Genomic DNA, 12,982 nt, shown 5'->3' on the forward strand with positions numbered 1-12,982 from the left:
AGCAATCAGGGCGGCGGGGGCGTACCGGCAGCAGGTTGAGGAACCGGAGACGAACCACTCCGGAGAGCCCCCTCATGTGGGGCATGGCCCGCTGGGTATCCCCGCCTACTTCATCAGGATCTTCAGGGCCTGCTTGAGCAACTCCTCCACCGTGGCGCCCCCTGCGGCGTCAAGTCCCCCCAGGGCCTTGCGCACCTGCGGCTCCTTGTACCCCAGGTTGAGCAGCGCCGAGACGACGTCATCCACGACACCCTCCGCCGGCACCTCCCGCGCCTCCAGGACCGGGGCGGAGGCGAGATCGAGCTTGCCGGCCTTGTCCTTCAACTCCAGGGCCAGGCGCTCGGCGGTCTTCTTGCCGATGCCCGGAATGGCGGAGAGCTTGAGGACATCCCCCTGAACAAGGGCCTGGGCAAGCGGGCCGGGCTGAATATTGGAGAGGATGTCGCGGGCCATCTTGGGGCCGATGCCCGAAACCGAGATCAGCAGTTGGAAAAAGGATTTTTCCAGACGGGTGCGGAAACCGTACAGGTGGATAGCGTCCTCACGCACGCTGGTATGGATGTGGAGCGAGGCGGTCCCCCCCTCCTCGGGCAGTTCGTAGTAGGTGGAAAAGGGGATCAACACCCGGTAGCCGACACCATGTACGTCGAGGATGATGTGGTCGGGCGATTTATGGGCAATAACCCCGGTCAGCAGTGCGATCATAGCTTCATGTCCCTCCAGGAGCGAGGTTTCCGCGACGCCGGTTTAGCGCTCCCGGTCATCTGTTTCAGGGCGGCGGAGTTGATGTGGCAGACCGCCACCGCCAAGGCGTCGGAGGCGTCGGCCTGGGCGATCTCGGGCAACCCTAAAAGCGCCTTGAGCATCTTCTGCACCTGGCTTTTTTCGGCCCTCCCCTGCCCCACCACCGCCTGCTTGACCTGGAGCGCCGTATATTCGGCCACCGGCAGGCCGGCATGCACCGCCGCCACGATGGCCGCCCCCCGCGCCTGGCCCAACTTGAGGGCGCTCTGCGCATTGGTCGAGAAGAAGACGTTTTCCACCGCCACCTCCTCGGGCCGGTACTGGGCGATGACGGAGCAAAGGCCGTCGAAGATCCGTTTCAGGCGGCCGGGAAAATCAGCGGCGCTGTCGGTGAAGATAGCGCCGTTGTCAACGTGAACGAGACGGTTTCCCTGCTGTTCCACGATACCGTAACCGGTGATGCGCGAACCGGGATCGATGCCCAATACCCTCATGGCTGCACCGGTTCATGCATTGAGCAGCCCGGCGACCCACACGGCATAGCAGACGGCCAGCACGCCCCCCCACACCATGGCGGGCCGTTTTTCGAAGCGCCCCCGCTCGGGGAACGCGGCAAAAAGAAAGATCAGAGCCGCCGCCAGCCATCCGGCAAATCCGACGATGGTAACCATACCCCACGCCTCGTTCATTATCGCATTATCCTTTCCCGACCAGACGCCTGAAAAACGTCCCCAAACGGAGCTTCCACACCATGGTGACCGCCTCCCGGACGATCTTGCCGGACATCTTCGAGGTGCCCGCATGCCGGTCGATGAAGATGATCGGCACCTCGACGATCCTGAACCCCTTTTCCATGCAGCGGTAGTTCATCTCTATCTGAAACGAGTAGCCGTCCGACTTGACGCTGTCCAGATCGAAGGCCTCGATCACGGAACGGCGGAAACATTTGAACCCGCTCGTACAGTCCTTGACCCGAAGGCCGGTCACAAAGCGGGTGTAGACACTGGCGAAGAAGCTGAGCATCAGGCGGCGGATGGGCCAGTTGACGACGCTGACGCCGTTGAGGTAGCGCGACCCCACGACCAGGTCCGCGTTCTGGATGGCCTCGAGAAAGACCGGGAGCACCGTCGGGGAATGGGAGAAATCGGCGTCCATCTCGATCAGGTAGTCGGCCCCTTTGGCCAGGGCCTCCTTGAAGCCCGCCCGATAGGCAGACCCGAGGCCGAGTTTGCCGGAGCGGTGGATCACACTGATTCGCCCGTTCCCGGCGGCCAGTTCGTCGGCCAGTTTTCCGGTGCCGTCGGGCGAATTGTCATCCACGAATAATATGTGCAGATCGGGATGCTGGGCGAGTATCTCTCCGGAAAGGCGGATGATGTTGTCCCGCTCGTTGTAGGTGGGAATGACGACGATGGCTTTCAAGTTCCGAATTCTCCAGGGCGCGTGGAATGGTCGCCAGCATGTTCCGCAACTGACGAATGTACGGCATGACCTGCGTAAAAGTCAAGGCGGATAACCCCGGCCCTCCGCCGCACAACCCCGGGCATGGGGAGGCCCCGGAAGTGGGGCCGCCAGGCGGGGATACGAACGTGCCCCCCCGGGCGCGGCCTTTTCCCGGAGTTTTACGGCAAAAACAGGTCAAACGAATATTCCAGCAAGTTCCATACCGCACTGGGGGCACGCGTTGCCGGCAAGCCTGTTATCGAGTACTTGGAACCCTCCGCGCCTGACGACCGTGGCCTTGCATGCCGGGCAGTCCGTGTTTTCGCGGCCTCCTGCCAGATTTCCCACGTAGAGGTAACGCAGGCCGGCCCGACGGCCGGCCTCGATCGCCCGCTCCAGGCTCGCCGGCGGCGTGGGCTCCCGATCCGTCATCCGGTACTGGGGGAAGAACCGGGAAATATGCCACGGCACGTCCGGCCCCAGCTCCTCGGCAATGAAGCGCGCGATTCCGTCCAGTTGTTCATCGGAATCGTTTTCCCCGGGGATCACGAGGGTCGTGATTTCAAGCCAGATCCCGCGGCGCCGGTAGTCGCGGATGCATTCCAGCACCTCCGCCAGGCGCGCCCCTGCCACGCGCCGGTAAAAATCGTCGGTGAAGCCTTTCAGGTCGATATTCGCCGCGTCCAGAACCGGGGCAACCGCGTCCAGCGCCCGGGGGGTGATATAGCCGTTGGTGACGAAGATGTTCTTCAGGCCGGCAGCGGAAGCCAGGCGGGCGCAATCGAGGGCGTACTCGCAGAAAACGGTCGGCTCGGTGTAGGTGTAGGAGATGGAACGGCAGCCGTTCCGCAGGGCCCGCTCGACGACCTGTTCGGGCGTTGTGGTCTGGCCGGGGACTTCCGCGGCGGGACCCGGCTCGTACTGGGCGATGGTGTAGTTCTGGCAGTGGCGGCAGCGGAAATTGCACCCCACCGTGGCGATGGAATAGCTCGTGGTGCCGGGCAAGACATGGAAGAGCGGTTTCTTTTCCACCGGGTCCACATGTTCGGCCACCACCCGGCCATACACCAGGGACATGAGCCGGCCGGCCCGGTTTTCCCGGACACGGCAGATACCGCGTTTTCCGGGGGCAATCCGGCAGTGGTGACGGCACAGGAAGCATTCGACGACATCGTTGGGCAGCTTTTCGTAGAAAAGAGCTTCGCGCATGACATACCTCCCTTGCTGCGTCCGGGGTGTTCGGCCGGTCAGGGGGAACGGCGGGGGGAAGCGGTTATCAGCCGCACCTGACGCTCATGGAACCAATAGTAGTAGGCCCAGTTCATCAGCACCAGCAAACGATTGCGGAATCCGATCAGGTAGTAGAGATGCAGCAGCAGCCAGACCAGCCAGGCCGGATAGCCCGAAAAACTCACGCCGTGGGTGGTGGCCACCGCGGCGTTTCTGCCGATGGTGGCCATGGTCCCCTTGTCCAGGTACCGGAAGGGAGGCAAGGACGCCCCCTCCTCCCGGGCAAGGATGGCGCGGGCAACGTACTGCCCCTGCTGGCTGGCCACCGGCGCCAGCATGGGCAGGGGGACGCCGTCCTGCTCCCGGCAGGCCATGTCGCCGATGGCAAAGACCTCCGGGTGGCCTGCAATGCTCAGGTCGGGGGCCACGATGATCCGGCCCGCCCCTCCCTGGGCAAGCCCGAGTTTTCCCGCCAGTTCGACGGCCGCCACGCCTGCCGACCAGAACAGGGTATGGGTCGGGATGACCTCGCCACCGTTGATATGGACATGCTCCCCGTCCGCACCGCTCACCCGGGTCTGGAGCATGACCTCGACCCCCATGGAGCGCAACCGCTCCAGCGCGTACCCCTGCAATCGCTGCGGCATGACAGCCAAAAGGGACGAGGCGGCTTCCATGAGGATGATGCGGGTTTCCTCCGGCCGCACTTCGGGATAGTCGCGGGAGAGCACGTGGGCGACCAGTTCGCGCAGGGCGCCGGCGAATTCGACCCCGGTCGGGCCGCCCCCGACGACGACAAAGGTCAAAAGCGCCCGCCGCCGCTCCGGGTCGGGCTCGCGGGAGGCCTGTTCAAAGGCCAGCAGCACATGGTTGCGCAACTCCTCGGCCTGGTCCAGGCGTTTGAGATCGAAAGCGTGCCGCTCGATAGCCTCCTGGCCGAAAAAATTGGTACGGCTGCCGGCCGCCAGGATCAGGTAGTCGTAAGGTATCTCCCCGTCTTCGAGCATGAGCCGTTTGCCGGTGAAATCGACACCCGTGACTTCCCCGAGCCGGAAACGCGCCCCCTTCCAGCGCCGGGCCAGGGCACGGATCGGATAGGCGATCGACTCCTGTTCCAGCCCGGCCGTGGCCACCTGGTACAATAGCGGCTGGAAAAGATGGTAGTTGTGGCGGTCCACCATCACGATCTCCAGGCCGCTGCCCGCGAGGCCTTTGGCCGCGCGCAAGCCGCCGAACCCCATTCCGGCTATCACAACCCGTTTCATAGTGATCCCGCCCCCCGCTTCGTGGAATGCGCCCGGGACGCTTGCCAGAGAACAGCCATAGTTTTGTTGCGGACATGCTCAAAATTTGTCATCATACTCCCTGCTCTCGTAACCCTTGAACGATGTAAGGTAAAGAATCCGGGTGACGGTTCGGTGCCGGCGGAGGCCCCTTCATGACGGTTGACAAACTCGCGGTGCTCGAACGGATAGACAACGACCAGGAACTGTTTGTCGAAATCTGCGCCATCTTCAAGCATGATGGGCCTGAACTCGCGCGCAAGTTGCGGGATGCGGTCGATGCCGGCCAGCTTGTGGTGGCGATCCGCCATGCCCACTCCCTCAAGTCCTCGGCGGCCAATATCGGGGCTTATGAGCTCAGCGAACTTGCCCGCCAGGCGGAGTTGGCCGGAAACCAGGGCGACGCCAGCATTATCAGCGCCCTGCTCCCCGTGATCGACGCCAAGCTGCACGAGGTGATCGCCGAGCTGTCCTAGCCCGCAGTCGGGTACCTCTCCCCGACGCTCCGTCACCTTACTGTTTTGTAACACGTGCTGTTCTTTTTGCAAAGAGTTGGTATGCTGTGCCTCATCCCCCTTTGATCATGGAGCGCCTCCATGGGCCGTACCCCTCTCATCACGCCAGTCTTGACACCGTCGCCCGCCAGGGATGGGGCGGTTTACGCCGCAAGCTTTACCATACTGCTGTGCATCGGCTGGCTCGATTATAGTACCGGCTACGAGTTCGGATTTTTCATCTTCTACTTCATCCCGGTTTCCGTTTCGGCCTGGTTCGGCGGCAAACGCCCCGGGCTCTTCATGGCCGGCGCCTCGGCCGTATGCTGGTACCTGTCGGACAAGTACACCAACCATCCGTACTCCCGCGCCTACTTCATCTACTGGGAGATGTTCATGCGCCTGATCTCGTTCCTTACCACGGCGCTCACCATCGCCCGGATCAGACAAATGCTGATCAACGAAATACAGCTCAACCACCGGCTGGAAGAAGCGCTCCACGAGCTGGGCAAACTGAAAGAAGCCGTTCAAGGGAAAGAGCCGTCTCCCTGCACGGGGCAGGGGGAAAAGCCCGAGGGTCTCAACGGGGGGTGAAGCGAAGACAGGCTACGGCTCGGCGATATAACGATTTTTCCCGCTTTTCTTGGCCTGCTGCAGGGCGTGGTCGGCCCGGTTGACGCACTCGAACAGCGCCTGGCCGGGGGTGTACTCGCTGAGCCCGATGCTGATGGTGGTCCGGATGCCCGGCTTGCTGGCTTTGAACTCCGTCATGGCAACCGACTCGTGGATTTTCTGGGCCACCGCCAAGGCGCCCTCAATCGAGGTTTCAGGCAGGAGGATGAGAAACTCCTCGCCTCCCCAACGGGCACACACATCCTCCTGGCGCACGCACCCCATGAACACGCGCGAGATTTCCACCAGAACGTCGTCCCCGGCATTGTAGCCGTAGCTGTCGTTGATCCTCGTGAAGTTGTCGATGTCGGCCAGGATGATGGAAAAAGTGCGGTTGTGCCGCTGGGCGCGACTGTACTCCTGTTCGACCTTTTCCTTGATGTGGCGGCGGTTCGCCAGGCCGGTCATGGGGTCTACCCTGGTCGCCAGCTCAAGGGAGCGGTTGAGTTCCACGAGCTGGATACCGAGCAGTCCGTTCTCGTGGACCAGGCCTTCCGCGTGGCGGGCGAGCTTCTTATAGCTCTCCAGCAGCAGCTTGAACTTGGGGTACAGGGGATTGCCGTCGGCGATGATATTCTCGAACCGGCTGATGTCGTCGGGCAATGTCGATCCGGGTGTTTTTCCGTCCAAGGCCATGGTCCGCCCTCCACATTGGCAGGTGCCGAGAAGATTACCGCCGGAAATTCCCGGCATGTGGCTGTATAGTATGGCACTTTATCCGATTATATCCCTTTTGTCACGTTCCATCGCAGACAGGCGGGGCGGCACCAGGCCACCCGGGCGGCATGCCGGAAGCCTTGCGTCGGGCGACGAAATATCGTAAAAGTTAAGACTCCCCGGAAACAGGTGATGAGCGGCGAGGCGGGCCGGACCTCCCGACGGCATGCCTGCCGGCCTGCGCACGGGCATCCGGTGGTGGAGGGACGCATGAGAACCATGCCATTTATATTAACCATCGCTTTTATCGTATTTTCAAATATCCCAGCCAACGCCCTGGAAGAGTATGCGCAGCAGACCGGCAAGGAATGCGGCTTTTGCCATCTGAGCCGAGCCGGCGGCGGTGAACTGACCGCGGCAGGCAAGCGGTTCGAGCTGCACCACTCCCTGGCGGACGTCACCCCCAAAACCGCCGAAGCGGCCCCCGAGCGCACCTCCAGCGGCGCCCTCTCCCGCGTCCTGCGGTTGGTGAGCGGCTACATCCATCTGGTGGTGGCCATATTCTGGTTCGGTACGATCCTCTACGTGCACCTGGTGCTCAAACCGGCCTACGCCTCGCAGGGGCTGCCCCGGGGCGAAGTGCGGGTCGGGCTGGCCTCCATGGCTGCCATGGCCCTGACCGGCGGCATCCTGACCCACTACCGGATCACCTCCAGCGAGCTGCTCCTGCACACCCGGTTCGGCATCCTGTTGCTGATCAAGATCAGCCTGTTCGCCATTATGGTCGTCTCCGCCCTGGTGGCGGTATTCGTGATCGGCCCCCGCCTGCGGGCACGGCGGGAAGAAGCGGCCAGCCCGGCTCCAGCGGGCACATCCTTCACGCCGGAGGAGTTGGCCTTCTTCGACGGCACCCAGGGGCGACCGGCCTACTTCGCCCATAACGGCACGGTGTACGACGCCAGCGCCAGCGCGCTCTGGAAAGGTGGCACCCATGCCGGGCGCCACCCGGCCGGCCAGGACCTGACCCCGTTTCTCGGCCAAGCCCCCCACGGCGAGGACCGGCTGCTGACCCTGCCCCGCGTCGGGAGCATCGCCCAAACTCCGGCCGCTCCGGCGCGGCCGTTCCATGTGCGGGCATTCTTCTTCATGGCATACATGAATCTGGCCATGGTGTTTTCGATCACCCTGATCGTCGCCCTCTGGCGGTGGTGGTGAGTGCCCCATGACGGCATCAGGAAACATGTTCAGCCATGTGCCCCACGACCTGCCTGCGGAACTGTTCGAGACCCTGGCGAACAAGGGGGCCGTGCGCATCGAGCGCATCCTCTCCCGCGGCCATGCCACACCGGACGGGGAGTGGTACGATCAGGACCGGGACGAATGGGTGCTGCTGCTGGCGGGGAGCGCCGGACTGTTTTTCGATGGCGAACCCGAACCGCGGCGCCTGGCGGCGGGCGATTACCTCATGATTCCGGCCCGGCGGCGCCACCGGGTAGCCTGGACCTCCCCCGACGAAACCACGATCTGGCTGGCGGTGCACATTGGCGGGTAACGGCACCGGGTACGCCCATGCCATTGCGGGCCGTTCCCACTGGGTTTTCGACCTGGACGGCACCCTGACCGTGGCTGTGCACGATTTCGCCGCCATCCGGCAGGAGTTGTCCATCCCCGAAGGGTGCGACATCCTCGGCCACCTGGCCTCCCTGCCGGAACACCGGGCCCGGCCGTTGCACGTCCGCTTGCAGGAGATCGAGCTGGAGCTGGCCCACCTCACGGAGGCCGCCCCGGGGGCGCCGGAACTGCTGGACCGCCTCTACGGCGCCGGCGCTTCCCTGGGGGTGCTGACCCGCAATACCCGCGACAATGCCCTGCGCACCCTGGAGATGATCGGCCTGGGCGGTTATTTTGCGGCAGCCGAGGTGCTGGGGCGGGACGAGGCCCTGCCCAAACCGGACCCGGACGGCATCCACCGCCTCATGGCGCTCTGGGGCGCGGAGGCGGCGGCAACCGTCATGGTGGGGGACTATCTCTACGACCTTGAGGCCGGGCGCCTGGCCGGGGCCCTGACCGTGCACGTGGACATAACGCGCCGTTTCCGCTGGCCGGAACTGGCCGACATCTGCGTCGGAACCCTGGAAGAACTGGTTGTGCAACTCGGCCGGTAAGGCCCGCTGGCCCTACTTCATTTCATTTTTGCATCAGGAGGATTTTTTCGACCATGGTCTGGACCCTATCCAAGAAAACACTGCAGCGGGAATCCCTGAATACCGTCCTGATCGTGTTGGGCGTCTTTTCGGCCGCCATGGGGCTGAAGGGCTTTCTGCTCTCCAGCCATTTCATCGACGGCGGCGTGACCGGCGTATCCATGCTGCTCTCCCATGTGCTGGGCATCCCCCTGGCCGTCCTGATCCTGGTCATCAACCTCCCCTTTATCGCCCTCGCCTACCGGCAGATAGGCATCATGTTCGCCATAAAGAGCACCCTGACCATCGCCGGCCTCTCCCTCTGCCTGGCCTTCGTCCAGTTCCCGGACATCACGCCGGACAAACTCCTCACGGCGGTCTTCGGCGGTTTCTTCATCGGCGCCGGCATCGGCCTCGCCATCCGGGGCGGGGCGGTGCTGGACGGCACGGAGATCGCGGCGCTCCTCATCAGCAAGAACAGCCATCTGCTGAAGGTCGGCGACGTCATCCTGCTCCTGAACCTCCTGATCTTCGCCGCCGCCGCCTTCTACCTCGGCATCGAATCGGCCCTCTATTCGGTCCTCACCTACCTGTCGGCGTCGAAAACCGTCGATTTCCTCATCCACGGCATCGAGGAATACACGGCGGTGGTCATCGTTTCGGAGAAGAGCGACGAGATCCGCGAAGCGATCGTACGGGTCCTGAACCGGGGGGTAACGGTGTATAAGGGGCGGGGGGGCAAAACCGGCAAGGAGATGCACATCCTCAACTGCGTCGTCACCCGCCTGGAGATCGGCAGCGTCAAGAATGTGGCCACGGAGATCGACGAATCGGCGTTCATCCTGGTCCACCCGCTGTCGGATGTCGTGGGCGGCATCATCAAAAAGCCGGCATTGCATTAAGCACCGTTTCCTGAATGAAAGCGAATCCCGTGAAACCCCATATCCACGTAGCCTGCGCCATTATCGAACATGACGGCAGGACCCTGGCCGCCCAGCGGAGCGAAACCATGAACATGCCCCTCAAATGGGAATTCCCCGGCGGGAAGCTGGAGGCGGGCGAGACGCCCGAGGCATGCCTTGTCCGGGAGGTGCGGGAGGAGTTGGCCATCGGCATCAACGTCGGCCGGGCGCTCCCGGTCGCGACCCATGCCTACGAGACCTTCACGGTCACCCTCTATCCCTTTGTCTGTACCCCCGGAGACGGCACCATGACCCTGCATGAGCACCGGGCCGTGGCCTGGCTGGAACCGGAGCAGATGCTCGCCCTGGACTGGGCCGAGGCCGACCGGCCGATCATCGCCGGCTATCTGGCGACCAGGGGCCTCGGGGCCGGAGAGGGTATGCATCCATGACCTCCCGTCCACAGCCCGCCATGGGGTGGGTCTATTTCATACTGATCCTGACCACCTTCTTCTGGGGGGGCAGCTTCCTCTTCACCAAGATCGGCCTGCGCGAGATCCCGCCCCAGCTCTTCGTCCTGATGCGCTTCGGCCTGGCGACCCTGATCATGCTGTTCGTCTCCGGCCGGCGGCTCGCAAACCTCAACCGGCAGATCCTGTGGCGCGGCGCCGTGGTCGGCACCACCCTGGGGCTGACCAATATCAGCTTTGTCTTCGGCGTCCAGGGGACCAGCATCTCCCGGGCCGGCATCCTCAACAACCTGTTTGTCCTATTCATTCCCTTCATCGTCAAGATCGTCTGGGGCGAGAGGATCGGCCGGATCAACCTGGCCGGCACCATCCTGGCCTCGGCCGGGATCTGGCTTTTGGCTACCGGCGGCAGCGCGGGGTTCAACCGGGGCGACCTGATCTCCACCTTCTGCGCCCTCATGATCGCCTGCCAGGTCGTCACCGTCTCCAAGCTGCTGAGGGACGACGACGTCTACCTGGTCTCGCTGGTGCAGTTCGCCACTGCGGCGCTGATGGCCGGATGCGTCACCCTGCTGCTCCCGCTGCCCCCCGTGACGCTGCACCGCTCCGCCCTCCTGTCGGTGGCCTATTGTGCCGTTTTTCCCACCGTGTTCTGCTTCACCCTCCAGAACGCCTACCAGCGTTACGTCACCGCCACCCGGGCCGGGCTCATCTACACCCTCGACCCGGTCTGGAGCCTGGTCGCCGGCTTCTTTGTCCTGGGCGAGCGCCTTTCCGCCCGGGAATGGCTCGGCTGCGGGATCATCTTCGTCGCGGTCGTCATCCCCCTGGGCGTCCGCTACCTGATGGAGCGGCGGTTGGTGAAACGGTATGTGGCAACAGGGAATGGGGTTTCCGGGCTGACGTGATAGAATAGGGCTGAGGAGGTGGTGAACAGCCATGGCCAGCGGCAACCATCTGCCATTTCGCTACTGTGAACCGGCCTGCTTCGGCGGCCTGCTGGACGACCCGCTCATCTTCCTGCGCATCCGTCCCCTGGGCAGGGCTCTGCTCTTCGACTGCGGCCAGGTCGCCCACCTGGCCAAACGGGTCGTCAAGCCCATCGCGGCGGTCTTCATCAGCCACGCCCACATGGATCACATCATGGGGCTCCCCACCCTGGTGCGCCACCACCACGCCTCCCCCCGTCCCCTGGACGTCTTCGGCCCCCCCGGCATGGCCGAACGGGTCCAGCATCTCCTGGGGGGGTACGACTGGAACCTGGCCGAGCCCACCTGGTTCACCCTGCGGTGCCACGAGGTCCACGCCGACCGCGTCCTCCACTACCGTTTTCCCGGCCCCGACCGGTTCATGGGCGTCTATGACGGCGCGGAGCCCCGTACCGGCCCGGAGATTTGGTCGTGCCGCTACGTATCTGTCGAGGCCGAGCTGCTGGATCACAAACTGCCGGTGCTGGCTTTCCGGGCCAACGAGCGCCCGCATTTTTCCGTCGATCCCGCCAGGCTGGAGGCTCAGGGGCTGGTAGCCGGGGAGTGGCTGCGGGACTTGAAGACCAGGGTGTGGAAGGGGGAGAGCCGGCACCCGGTTCTGGTCATCCGGCGGGACGAAAAAGGGTGCCGGGAGGAACCGGCCGACGACCCGGCGGCGCTGTACGAAGCCATCCGCGCCCGGGAAAGGACCGCCTCCCTGGGGTACGTCACCGATGTGGGCTGGACCGGGGAAAACGTGGCCGCCATGGAGCGCTTCCTGGGAGGCCTGACCCTGCTCTGCGCCGAATGCACCTTCCTGGAGGCGGATGTGCACAAGGCCCGGGCCTCCTACCACCTCACCACCGGCGACCTGAACCGCCTGACCGGCCGCCTGGCGCCACGCTACCTCCTCCCCCTGCACCTCTCCAAGAGCTACCTGCGCCGCACCGTGGACCTGTACCACGAACTGCAACCGCCCCGAGGCACCGAGATCCTGCGGCTCCCGAGGCACATCGTCCCCGCGCCGGTGGGGGTTGCCGACGTGGCCGGCTGGCTGCGGCCGCCAGGGGGAAGAGACGACGGCACGACGTGACGGCAGGGCCGCAACAAGGCCTGGACAATACACTGAAAACAAGCCATGATGGAACCGTCTGGAAATCGTGCCAGCCCATGGGCACGCCAACCCGTTCGACAGGAAAGACGAAAGGATCATCGACATGAATCAGTTCGACACAAATTACCCCCAGGCCCGGGAAAGGGCCATAACCGCCCAGAACAGCCTGGTCCGCCAGGTCTACGCCTGGATGGGCGCCGGCCTTTTGCTCACCGCCCTGCTGGCCCTTGTGACCGTTTCCTCCCCGGCACTGCTCAAGGCCATCGTCGGCAACCGCTTTGTCTTCTACGGCCTGATGCTGGGGGAACTCGGCCTGGTGTTCGTCCTCTCCGGCGCCATCGAACGGCTGAGCGCCACAACGGCGACGCTGTTGTTCCTCGGCTATTCGGCACTCAACGGCGTCACCCTCTCGGTCATCTTCCTGGTCTACACCGCCGACTCCATCGCCTCGACCTTCGTGGTCTCCGCCGGGATGTTCGGCGCCATGAGCGCCTACGGCTACCTGACCAGGCGCGACCTGACCTCCTGGGGCAGCTTCCTGTTCATGGGGTTGATCGGCGTAGTGATCGCCTCCCTGGTCAATATCTTCATGCGCAGCGATGCGGTCTCCTGGGTCGTCTCCGCAATCGGGGTGCTCGTCTTCACCGGCCTCACCGCCTACGACACCTGGAAGATCAAAGCGTTGGCGGCAAGCGGCATGGAGGGGCGGAAACCGGCCATCATGGGCGCCCTGACCCTGTACCTGGACTTCATCAACCTCTTCCTGATGCTGCTCAGATTCGTCGGGCGGCGGCGCTGACCCGACGGCCGTGCCTGGCCTGA

General features: G+C 64.0%; 17 protein-coding genes. 10 read left to right on the top strand and 7 right to left on the bottom strand.

The annotated features are described in order from the left end of the window. Positions 1–105: 105 nt before the first annotated feature. From ruvA to FO488_RS12530, 6 genes are all read right to left on the bottom strand, one after another. Positions 106–705 (bottom strand): Holliday junction branch migration protein RuvA, encoded by a 600-nt coding sequence (gene ruvA, locus FO488_RS12505; protein ID WP_149210860.1) that lies wholly within the window; start codon positions 703–705, stop codon positions 106–108. Next, complete coding sequence (gene ruvC / locus FO488_RS12510; protein WP_149210861.1) at positions 702–1,238, bottom strand: crossover junction endodeoxyribonuclease RuvC; 537 nt, start codon at positions 1,236–1,238, stop codon at positions 702–704. Before ruvC ends, ruvA begins: the two co-directional genes overlap by 4 nt. 12 nt (positions 1,239–1,250) lie before the next feature. Then, positions 1,251–1,415, bottom strand: coding sequence for a hypothetical protein (locus tag FO488_RS12515; protein WP_205743269.1), 165 nt, complete (start codon positions 1,413–1,415; stop codon positions 1,251–1,253). Between the two features lie 25 nt (positions 1,416–1,440). Further along, positions 1,441–2,166, bottom strand: a complete 726-nt coding sequence (locus tag FO488_RS12520; protein WP_149210863.1) for a polyprenol monophosphomannose synthase — start codon at positions 2,164–2,166, stop codon at positions 1,441–1,443. Between the two features lie 216 nt (positions 2,167–2,382). Further along, the gene (amrS, locus tag FO488_RS12525) at positions 2,383–3,396 is read right to left on the bottom strand and encodes an AmmeMemoRadiSam system radical SAM enzyme (RefSeq protein WP_149210864.1); all 1,014 of its coding nucleotides are present in this window, start codon (positions 3,394–3,396) and stop codon (positions 2,383–2,385) included. Positions 3,397–3,434: 38 nt separating this feature from the next. Further along, entirely contained in the window at positions 3,435–4,682 is a 1,248-nt protein-coding gene (locus FO488_RS12530) for an NAD(P)/FAD-dependent oxidoreductase (RefSeq protein ID WP_149210865.1), read from the bottom strand. 173 nt (positions 4,683–4,855) lie between these two features. Here FO488_RS12530 and FO488_RS12535 point away from each other — a divergent pair, with 173 nt between their 5' ends. Continuing rightward, positions 4,856–5,176, top strand: coding sequence for an Hpt domain-containing protein (locus tag FO488_RS12535; RefSeq protein WP_149210866.1), 321 nt, complete (start codon positions 4,856–4,858; stop codon positions 5,174–5,176). 120 nt (positions 5,177–5,296) lie between these two features. Further along, positions 5,297–5,788, top strand: coding sequence for a DUF4118 domain-containing protein (locus tag FO488_RS12540; protein WP_149210867.1), 492 nt, complete (start codon positions 5,297–5,299; stop codon positions 5,786–5,788). Between the two features lie 12 nt (positions 5,789–5,800). On the opposite strand, the gene FO488_RS12545 is transcribed toward FO488_RS12540, so the two are convergent. Further along, positions 5,801–6,502 (bottom strand): GGDEF domain-containing protein, encoded by a 702-nt coding sequence (locus tag FO488_RS12545; RefSeq protein WP_168206021.1) that lies wholly within the window; start codon positions 6,500–6,502, stop codon positions 5,801–5,803. A 300-nt stretch (positions 6,503–6,802) separates the two neighbouring features. Here FO488_RS12545 and FO488_RS12550 point away from each other — a divergent pair, with 300 nt between their 5' ends. From FO488_RS12550 to FO488_RS12585, 8 genes are all read left to right on the top strand, one after another. Then, the gene (locus FO488_RS12550; protein WP_149210869.1) at positions 6,803–7,738 is read left to right on the top strand and encodes a CopD family protein; all 936 of its coding nucleotides are present in this window, start codon (positions 6,803–6,805) and stop codon (positions 7,736–7,738) included. A 7-nt stretch (positions 7,739–7,745) separates the two neighbouring features. Beyond that, complete coding sequence (locus FO488_RS12555; RefSeq protein ID WP_149210870.1) at positions 7,746–8,075, top strand: cupin domain-containing protein; 330 nt, start codon at positions 7,746–7,748, stop codon at positions 8,073–8,075. Further along, positions 8,065–8,688 carry an HAD family hydrolase gene (locus FO488_RS12560; protein ID WP_149210871.1) on the top strand — a complete coding sequence of 208 codons (624 nt, stop codon included), beginning with the start codon at positions 8,065–8,067 and terminating at the stop codon, positions 8,686–8,688. The genes FO488_RS12555 and FO488_RS12560 overlap by 11 nt, the downstream gene beginning before the upstream one ends. 53 nt (positions 8,689–8,741) lie before the next feature. Next, positions 8,742–9,608, top strand: a complete 867-nt coding sequence (locus FO488_RS12565) for a YitT family protein (protein WP_149210872.1) — start codon at positions 8,742–8,744, stop codon at positions 9,606–9,608. A 14-nt stretch (positions 9,609–9,622) separates the two neighbouring features. After that, positions 9,623–10,060: a (deoxy)nucleoside triphosphate pyrophosphohydrolase gene (locus FO488_RS12570; RefSeq protein ID WP_149210873.1), complete on the top strand. Its 438-nt coding sequence runs from the start codon at positions 9,623–9,625 to the stop codon at positions 10,058–10,060. After that, a complete protein-coding gene (locus tag FO488_RS12575; protein WP_149210874.1) occupies positions 10,057–10,986 on the top strand; it encodes a DMT family transporter in 930 nt (309 codons plus the stop codon). Before FO488_RS12570 ends, FO488_RS12575 begins: the two co-directional genes overlap by 4 nt. Positions 10,987–11,017: 31 nt before the next feature. Continuing rightward, positions 11,018–12,139: an MBL fold metallo-hydrolase gene (locus FO488_RS12580; RefSeq protein WP_149210875.1), complete on the top strand. Its 1,122-nt coding sequence runs from the start codon at positions 11,018–11,020 to the stop codon at positions 12,137–12,139. A gap of 124 nt (positions 12,140–12,263) precedes the next feature. Continuing rightward, entirely contained in the window at positions 12,264–12,959 is a 696-nt protein-coding gene (locus FO488_RS12585) for a Bax inhibitor-1/YccA family protein (protein WP_149210876.1), read from the top strand. Positions 12,960–12,982 lie beyond the last annotated feature (23 nt).

Source organism: Geobacter sp. FeAm09 (assembly GCF_008330225.1).
Classification (GTDB): domain Bacteria; phylum Desulfobacterota; class Desulfuromonadia; order Geobacterales; family Pseudopelobacteraceae; genus Oryzomonas.

Bases quoted from the DNA above. Each gene is read 5' to 3' on its own strand.
- amrS (WP_149210864.1), bottom strand. From the start codon at position 3,396: ATGCGCGAAGCTCTTTTCTACGAAAAGCTGCCCAACGATGTCGTCGAA.
- FO488_RS12545 (WP_168206021.1), bottom strand. From the start codon at position 6,502: ATGGCCTTGGACGGAAAAACACCCGGATCGACATTGCCCGACGACATC.
- ruvA (WP_149210860.1), bottom strand. From the start codon at position 705: ATGATCGCACTGCTGACCGGGGTTATTGCCCATAAATCGCCCGACCAC.
- FO488_RS12575 (WP_149210874.1), top strand. From the start codon at position 10,057: ATGACCTCCCGTCCACAGCCCGCCATGGGGTGGGTCTATTTCATACTG.
- FO488_RS12530 (WP_149210865.1), bottom strand. From the start codon at position 4,682: ATGAAACGGGTTGTGATAGCCGGAATGGGGTTCGGCGGCTTGCGCGCG.
- FO488_RS12555 (WP_149210870.1), top strand. From the start codon at position 7,746: ATGACGGCATCAGGAAACATGTTCAGCCATGTGCCCCACGACCTGCCT.
- FO488_RS12515 (WP_205743269.1), bottom strand. From the start codon at position 1,415: ATGGTTACCATCGTCGGATTTGCCGGATGGCTGGCGGCGGCTCTGATC.
- ruvC (WP_149210861.1), bottom strand. From the start codon at position 1,238: ATGAGGGTATTGGGCATCGATCCCGGTTCGCGCATCACCGGTTACGGT.
- FO488_RS12570 (WP_149210873.1), top strand. From the start codon at position 9,623: ATGAAAGCGAATCCCGTGAAACCCCATATCCACGTAGCCTGCGCCATT.
- FO488_RS12565 (WP_149210872.1), top strand. From the start codon at position 8,742: ATGGTCTGGACCCTATCCAAGAAAACACTGCAGCGGGAATCCCTGAAT.
- FO488_RS12580 (WP_149210875.1), top strand. From the start codon at position 11,018: ATGGCCAGCGGCAACCATCTGCCATTTCGCTACTGTGAACCGGCCTGC.
- FO488_RS12535 (WP_149210866.1), top strand. From the start codon at position 4,856: ATGACGGTTGACAAACTCGCGGTGCTCGAACGGATAGACAACGACCAG.
- FO488_RS12540 (WP_149210867.1), top strand. From the start codon at position 5,297: ATGGGCCGTACCCCTCTCATCACGCCAGTCTTGACACCGTCGCCCGCC.
- FO488_RS12585 (WP_149210876.1), top strand. From the start codon at position 12,264: ATGAATCAGTTCGACACAAATTACCCCCAGGCCCGGGAAAGGGCCATA.
- FO488_RS12550 (WP_149210869.1), top strand. From the start codon at position 6,803: ATGCCATTTATATTAACCATCGCTTTTATCGTATTTTCAAATATCCCA.